Here is a 6,568-nt window from a genome sequence, read left to right as displayed (position 1 = left end):
TCGCCGTCGCGCTCGCCACCTTCATGAACGTGCTCGACACGTCGATCGCCAACGTCGCCATCCCGACCATCTCGGGCAACCTCGGCGTCTCAGTGGATGAAGGCACCTGGGTGATCACCGTATTCGCGGCCGCCAATGCCGTGTCGATTCCGCTCACCGGTTGGCTCACCCAGCGCGTCGGCCAGATCAAGCTGTTCGTCGGCGCCATTCTGATGTTCGTGCTGTCGTCATGGCTATGCGGTATCGCCCCGACGCTGCCCATCCTGCTGATGGCCCGGATACTCCAGGGCGCCGTCGCCGGTCCGCTGATTCCGCTGTCGCAGGCAATTCTGCTCGGCTCGTATCCCAAGGAGAAATCCTCCACGGCCCTCGCCTTGTGGGCCATGACCGCCACGGTCGGCCCGATTGCCGGGCCCGCGCTCGGCGGCTGGATCACGGATAGCTATAGCTGGGCGTGGATCTTCTACATCAATATTCCGGTGGGTATTTTCGCGGCCGGCGTCACGTGGATGATCTATCGCACCCGCGAAACGCCCACCCGCAAGCCGCCTATCGACGTGGTCGGCCTCGGCCTGCTGATCGCCTGGGTCGCCTCGCTGCAGGTGATGCTCGACAAGGGCAAGGATCTCGACTGGTTCTCCTCGCCGGTGATCGTGATTCTGGGCATTACGGCGCTGATCAGTTTTGCGTTCTTCCTGGTGTGGGAGCTGACCGAGGAGAATCCGATCGTCGACCTGCGCCTTTTCAGCCAGCGCAACTTTCTGGGCGGCACGATTGCGATCTCGGTGGCTTACGGGGTGTTCTTCGGCAACCTTGTGCTGCTGCCGCAATGGATGCAGGAGTACCTGAACTACCGCTCGGTGGACGCCGGCCTCGTGACCGCGCCGCTCGGCGTGTTCGCGGTGATTCTCGCGCCCGTCATGGGCCGCGTCCTGCCGCGCTCGGATGCGCGGGTTATCGCCACGCTCGCGTTTGTCGGCTTTGCAATTGTGTTCTATATGCGCTCGCGCTACGTGATCGAGATCGACACCTGGCATCTGGTGCTGCCTACCCTGCTGCAAGGCATTCCGATGGCGATGTTCTTCGTGCCGCTGACTGCGATCATCCTGTCCGGGCAGCCGCCGAACAAGATTCCGGCGGCCGCGGGCCTGTCGAATTTTGTGCGGGTGTTTTGCGGCGCGGTGGGCACCTCGATTGCCGGCAACGAGTGGAATAACCGCACGGTGCTGCACCATGCGCGCCTGACCGAACAGGCCACCGTCGATAATCCGGTGTTCAACCAGCAGATCGCTTCGACCCAGTCGCTACTGCATCTGAACACGCAGTCGGCGCACGCGCTGTTCGACTTCACGGTGAATACGCAAGCCGCAATGATGGGGCTCAACGATATTTTCTACGTGTCGGCGATCATCTTTGTGCTGATCATTCCGTTGATCTGGATTACGCGGCCCTCCAAGGGCGGTGGTGGACCGGACGCGGCCGGGGCTCACTAAGCGGGCTCACTAAGCGGGCTCACTAAGCGCCACGCGGGCAATGCGACAGGCCGGCCGGGCGATGCTCCGGCCGATTCGCCATTTGCGGCGGCTTGCCAGTAAAATCGCGGCTCCCACGCTCGCTCCAGCTCATGAACTACCAAGGCATCCTCGAACAGATCCATCACGATCTGCAGCCCTATCTGGGCACCGGCCGCGTTGCCGACTACATTCCCGAACTGGCAAAGGTCCCAGCCGACAGCTTCGGCATGGCCATCGTCACGACCACCGGCGAAGTCTTCCGCACCGGTGAGGCCAACACCCGTTTCTCGATTCAGAGTATTTCCAAGCTATTCGCCTGCACCATGGCTTTCCGGCTGCTCGGCGACGAGTTGTGGCAGCGCGTCGGCCGCGAGCCGTCGGGCACGGCGTTCAATTCCCTGGTGCAGCTCGAAACGGAACAAGGCAAGCCGCGCAATCCGTTTATCAACGCCGGCGCGCTGGTCGTCACCGACGTGCTGAGCCGCCGTTTCGTGCGGGCGGAAACCGCGCTGGTGGAATTTATGCGCCGCCTGACCGGCGAGGTGACGATCGACTACGATTTACGCGTCGCGCAGTCGGAGCTGCAACACGCCCACCGCAACCGGGCGATGGCGCATTTCATGGCGAGCTTCGGCAATATGGAAATGCCGGTCGATGTGGTGGTAGACGCGTATTGCCGGCAATGTGCGATTTCCATGAGCTGCGTCGAGCTGGCCAAGGCGGCGCTGTTTCTGAGCAATGGCGGCGTGGTGCCGTCGACCGGGGAGCGGATTCTCGACGTTAGCTCCGCCAAGCGCCTGTCCGCGCTAATGCTGACCTGTGGCACTTACGATGCCGCAGGCGACTTTGTGTTTCGCGTCGGCTTGCCGGCAAAAAGCGGTGTGGGCGGCGGCATCGTCGCGGTGCTGCCGGGCGAGATGGCGGTGTGCGTGTGGTCGCCGGGGCTCGATGCGAACGGCAATTCGCTTGCCGGCGTAAAGTCATTGGAATGGCTGACCACGCTGACGGGGAAGTCGATTTTTTGATGCCGCCGTCAGCGGTAAAGCCGTTACCCGGTGGATACGATGATCGTGGTTCGAGCTGTGGAGAAACGCTATTACATGAAGCTGTAGTTGCCTCGCTTGCATATGAGTTCTATAGCGGCGCAAGCCTTCGGGGATGATGGACGGCTTGCGCTCCGGGTCACCGCTACACTGGAATTTCGCATGAACGACATCTCCGCTTTTCGCCCTGTACTTGAACACGCGCTGAATCACTCGCTGGCGCATCTGGACAACCTGGAGCACAGCCCCGTCGCGGCCCGCGCCAGTCTGGATACGCTGCGCGAACGCTTGCTGAAACCGCTCAACAGCGAGGGCATGCCTGCTGAGCAGGTGATTGATGAACTCGTCGCTGACACCGCCGGAGGCATCATGGGCAGTGCGGGCGGCCGTTTTTTTGGCTGGGTGATAGGCGGATCGCTGCCCGCCGCGCTGGCGGCGGACTGGTTGACCAGCGCCTGGGATCAAAACGCGGCGTCGTATGCATGCAGCCCAGCGGAAGCGGTGATTGAAGAGGCATGCGGCGACTGGTTAAAAGATCTGCTCGGCTTGCCCGAACACGCCAGCTTTGCATTGACGAGCGGTTGCCAGATGGCGCATGTCACCGCGCTGGCGGCAGCGCGAAACGCGTTGCTCACGAAGCGAGGATGGCAGGTTGAACGCGACGGCCTCTTTGGCGCGCCGAAGCTTCGCATCCTGAGCGGCGATCAGTTTCACGGCAGCATTACGCGAGCAACGCGTTTGCTGGGAATGGGAACGGATTCGGTGACAGGACTGCGGACCAATCAGTCCGGTCAGCTGGACGCCGCAACGCTTGAACAGGCGCTGGAGAATTCCCCCGACGCGCCCACGATTGTCCTGCTGCAGGCGGGCGACCTCAACATTGGTGCGTACGACCGCTTCGCTGAGCTCATTCCACTCGCGCATCGCTATCAGGCATGGGTCCATGTCGATGGGGCGTTCGGCCTGTGGGCTAACGCCAGTGCACGCTATCAACACCTGCTCTCGGGTGTCGAGCATGCCGATTCGTGGTCAACCGATGGGCACAAATGGCTAAACGTGCCGTACGACAGCGGTTTTGCCTTCGTCGCGCACCCGCAGGCGCATCGCAATGCGATGTCCTACGAAGCAAGCTACATATCGCACAACGATCAGGTTCGCGAACAGAAGGACTGGAATCCGGATTGGTCGAGACGTGGGCGAGGAGTGGCAACTTACGCGGCGCTACGGCAACTGGGCCGCCGCGGCGTTGCTGCCTTGATCGACGGGTGTTGCGATGCTGCGCACGGCCTCGCGACCGGCATCTCCGCCCTTCCCGGCGCCGAGCTGATCTGGGAGCCGCAGATCAATCAGGGGCTGGTGCGCTTTCTGGATCCGCGACCGGGCGCCACGGAGAGCGATCATGACAGATGGACCGATGCGGTCACTCAGGCGGTTCTGGATGGCGGGGAAGCGTTATTCAGCAACACTACCTGGCGCGGGAAGCGTTGCATGCGCGTGTCTGTATGCAACTGGCAAACCAGCGCGCAGGATGTGGCGCGTGCGATTGCAGCCGTGGCGCAGGCGTTGCGGGAGCGGAATACGTAAAGGAAGGTCGGCCTGGACGGATAAGGTTTTAGGCCGAGCCATTCCTGCGCGTCTGCGCGTCAGCCAGGATGGCTACCTTGCTTTCGCTCTCAGCCACTCACGAGGATGCCTTTCGTAAAGCACCGTGTCTTCGTTTGCGTGCCTTCATCACTTCGGCGATCACTGCGGCAAGACGTTGCGCGGCCGCCTTCATTTGCGCGTTGCTGAATCCCCCGAATCCGAGCACGAGACCAGGCCGCCCCGTTCCCGGCGCAAACATCGGCGATACGGCGCGTACAGCCACTCCGGCACGCGCGGCAATCTCCACCACTGCGCGATCGTCCACGCCCTCCGCCAGCCAGAGGACAAGATGCATGCCCTGATCGCCGGGTTCCAGCCACGCCCAATTCTTGGGAAGCAGCGCGTCAAGCGTTTCTATCAGTTGAATCCGATGGTCGGAGTACACCGTCCGGACTTTGCGGATGTGGCGCTCCAGATAGCCCTGGGCCATGAAGGCCGCCAGCACATGCTGGTCGGCGTTGGGTGGATGACGGTCCATCAGCACACGCGCACCGCAAAATGCATCGACCAGATCATCGGGAACGATCACATAACCTGCCCGCAATGATGGAAACAGGATCTTGCTGAACGTGCCGAGATAGACGACCCGTTCCGGGTCCAGTCCCTGAAGCGACGGAAACGGATAGCCCTGGTATCTGAGCTCGCTGTCGTAGTCGTCTTCGACGACCCATGCCTGGTTGGCACGCGCCCACCCCAACAACGCATTGCGCCGGGCCATGCTCATCGGCATCCCCAATGGGTACTGATGCGACGGCGTGACAAACGCAGCGCGGGCATGAGGCGCCATGCGGATCCCTGCTTCGACGTCGATGCCCTCGGCGTCAACCGGTACGCGAACCATCGCATCGCGGCGCCCCGTGCTCTCGAGTATTGCAGTAACGCCACGGTAGGCCGGATTTTCTACCCAGGCCTGATCGCGCGGACCCAGCAACACTTGAGACGCGAGAAAGAGCCCCTGCTGCGTTCCGCTGGTAACGATGACCTGACCCGGATCGCAGCGCACCGAACGCGACTTGCGCACATAGCCGGCAATCGCTTCACGCAGCGGCAACGCCCCGTGCGGATCGGTGTATCCGGCCGGCGCGCCGGGCCCTTTGGCACGCAGACGATTGCCGAGCCGGCGCCAGATGTCGGCCGGAGCCGTCAAACCGATGGGTACGGAAATGGCAAACGGCACCGGAGGCAGCGGCTTGAATTCCCGCGCGATCTGCGCAAACGCTGCCGCGGGCGCCGGCAAGCCGGCCCGAGCCGGGCGCCGCAGGGCTGCGCGAGGTTCGCTGGCCGGTTGCGGTTCGGCCAGCGCCTGTGCGACGCGCGTGCCAGCGCCTTCCTTCGACTCCAGAAAACCCTCGGCGATCAACTGCTCGTAGGCGTCGACCACCGTGCCGCGCGCAATTTGCAGCGAAGCCGCTAGCGCGCGCGTGGACGGCAACGCGTCGCCAGGTTCGATATCGCCTTGGCGCACCGCTTCCCGCAACGCCTGCGCCACCTGGCGGCTCAGGCTGCCCGCCGCGCGATCCAAAGTGCCGAGAGACGGAATCTCTGCGACCCGGGCCGTTCTCGCCATTATTCTGGTCCTATAAAAATGCTCCAAACCGGCCCTGTAGGATAAACCAGTTTTTCACCAGAATGCGTACAGGAGAACTTCGAAACAGCCCCTTCAACACCTCAACCCGCTCCCGGAACCAGCATGTACGTACCAGCCCATTTCAATGAGTCCCGCACCGATATCCTGCACGCGCGCATCGCGCAATATCCCTTCGGCACGTTAATTACGCATGGGAAAGGCGGTCTGGACGCCAACCACATTCCGTTCGAACTCGCAGCAGGCGAAGGCGAGCTGGGCGTGCTGCGCGCGCATGTCGCGCGGGCCAATCCGGTATGGCAGGAGGTCGCGAACGGCGACGAGGTGCTCGTAGTCTTTCGTGCTGGAGATGCCTACATCTCACCGAGCTGGTACCCGAGCAAACATGAATTCCACAAGCAGGTGCCGACCTGGAACTATGTTGTCGTCCATGCATACGGACGCATCGCCGTTCACGATGACGAGCGATACGTGCGTGGCGTCGTTGGCCGGCTGACACGCACGCACGAGGCCTCGGAACCCGAGCCCTGGAAGATGGGCGACGCCCCAAGGGACTATATCGATACCCTGCTCAAGTCGATTGTCGGGCTGCAGATCGACATCACGCGACTGGTCGGCAAAACCAAGCTGAGCCAGAACAAGGAACCCGGGGATATTCGAGGCGCAGGCGAAGCGCTCAAAGCGCGCGAAAGCCATCAGATTGGCGATGCGATGCTTGGCCGGGTGGAGAGGAATCCGGAATAAATGCCCCGGAATAAATGCTCCGGGACAGGCGTTGTTCC

General features: G+C 62.4%; 5 protein-coding genes. 4 read left to right on the top strand and 1 reads right to left on the bottom strand.

All coding sequences use genetic code 11. The features are described from left to right. The 3 genes from FFS45_RS05790 to FFS45_RS05780 form a co-directional block, all read left to right on the top strand. On the top strand, positions 1 to 1,493 hold a 1,493-nt coding region (locus FFS45_RS05790), incomplete at its 5' end, for a DHA2 family efflux MFS transporter permease subunit (protein WP_137953736.1). A gap of 131 nt (positions 1,494 to 1,624) precedes the next feature. Next, positions 1,625 to 2,539, top strand: coding sequence for a glutaminase (locus tag FFS45_RS05785; protein ID WP_137953735.1), 915 nt, complete (start codon positions 1,625 to 1,627; stop codon positions 2,537 to 2,539). A gap of 180 nt (positions 2,540 to 2,719) precedes the next feature. Further along, a complete protein-coding gene (locus FFS45_RS05780; RefSeq protein ID WP_137953734.1) occupies positions 2,720 to 4,141 on the top strand; it encodes a pyridoxal-dependent decarboxylase in 1,422 nt (473 codons plus the stop codon). Between the two features lie 97 nt (positions 4,142 to 4,238). On the opposite strand, the gene FFS45_RS05775 is transcribed toward FFS45_RS05780, so the two are convergent. After that, positions 4,239 to 5,768, bottom strand: coding sequence for a PLP-dependent aminotransferase family protein (locus FFS45_RS05775; RefSeq protein WP_137953733.1), 1,530 nt, complete (start codon positions 5,766 to 5,768; stop codon positions 4,239 to 4,241). A 123-nt stretch (positions 5,769 to 5,891) separates the two neighbouring features. On the opposite strand from FFS45_RS05775, the gene FFS45_RS05770 reads away from it, so the two are divergent. After that, positions 5,892 to 6,530: an FMN-binding negative transcriptional regulator gene (locus FFS45_RS05770; RefSeq protein WP_137953732.1), complete on the top strand. Its 639-nt coding sequence runs from the start codon at positions 5,892 to 5,894 to the stop codon at positions 6,528 to 6,530. Positions 6,531 to 6,568 lie beyond the last annotated feature (38 nt).

The sequence above is a fragment of the Burkholderia sp. 4M9327F10 genome (assembly GCF_005503145.1).
Classification (GTDB): domain Bacteria; phylum Pseudomonadota; class Gammaproteobacteria; order Burkholderiales; family Burkholderiaceae; genus Paraburkholderia.
Note: the sequence above shows the minus strand (reverse complement) of the source record. Positions and strands in the feature narration are given on the sequence as shown.

Excerpts from the sequence above, each read along its gene's own strand:
- FFS45_RS05785 (WP_137953735.1), top strand. The coding sequence starts at position 1,625 with ATGAACTACCAAGGCATCCTCGAACAGATCCATCACGATCTGCAGCCC.
- FFS45_RS05775 (WP_137953733.1), bottom strand. The coding sequence starts at position 5,768 with ATGGCGAGAACGGCCCGGGTCGCAGAGATTCCGTCTCTCGGCACTTTG.
- FFS45_RS05780 (WP_137953734.1), top strand. The coding sequence starts at position 2,720 with ATGAACGACATCTCCGCTTTTCGCCCTGTACTTGAACACGCGCTGAAT.
- FFS45_RS05770 (WP_137953732.1), top strand. The coding sequence starts at position 5,892 with ATGTACGTACCAGCCCATTTCAATGAGTCCCGCACCGATATCCTGCAC.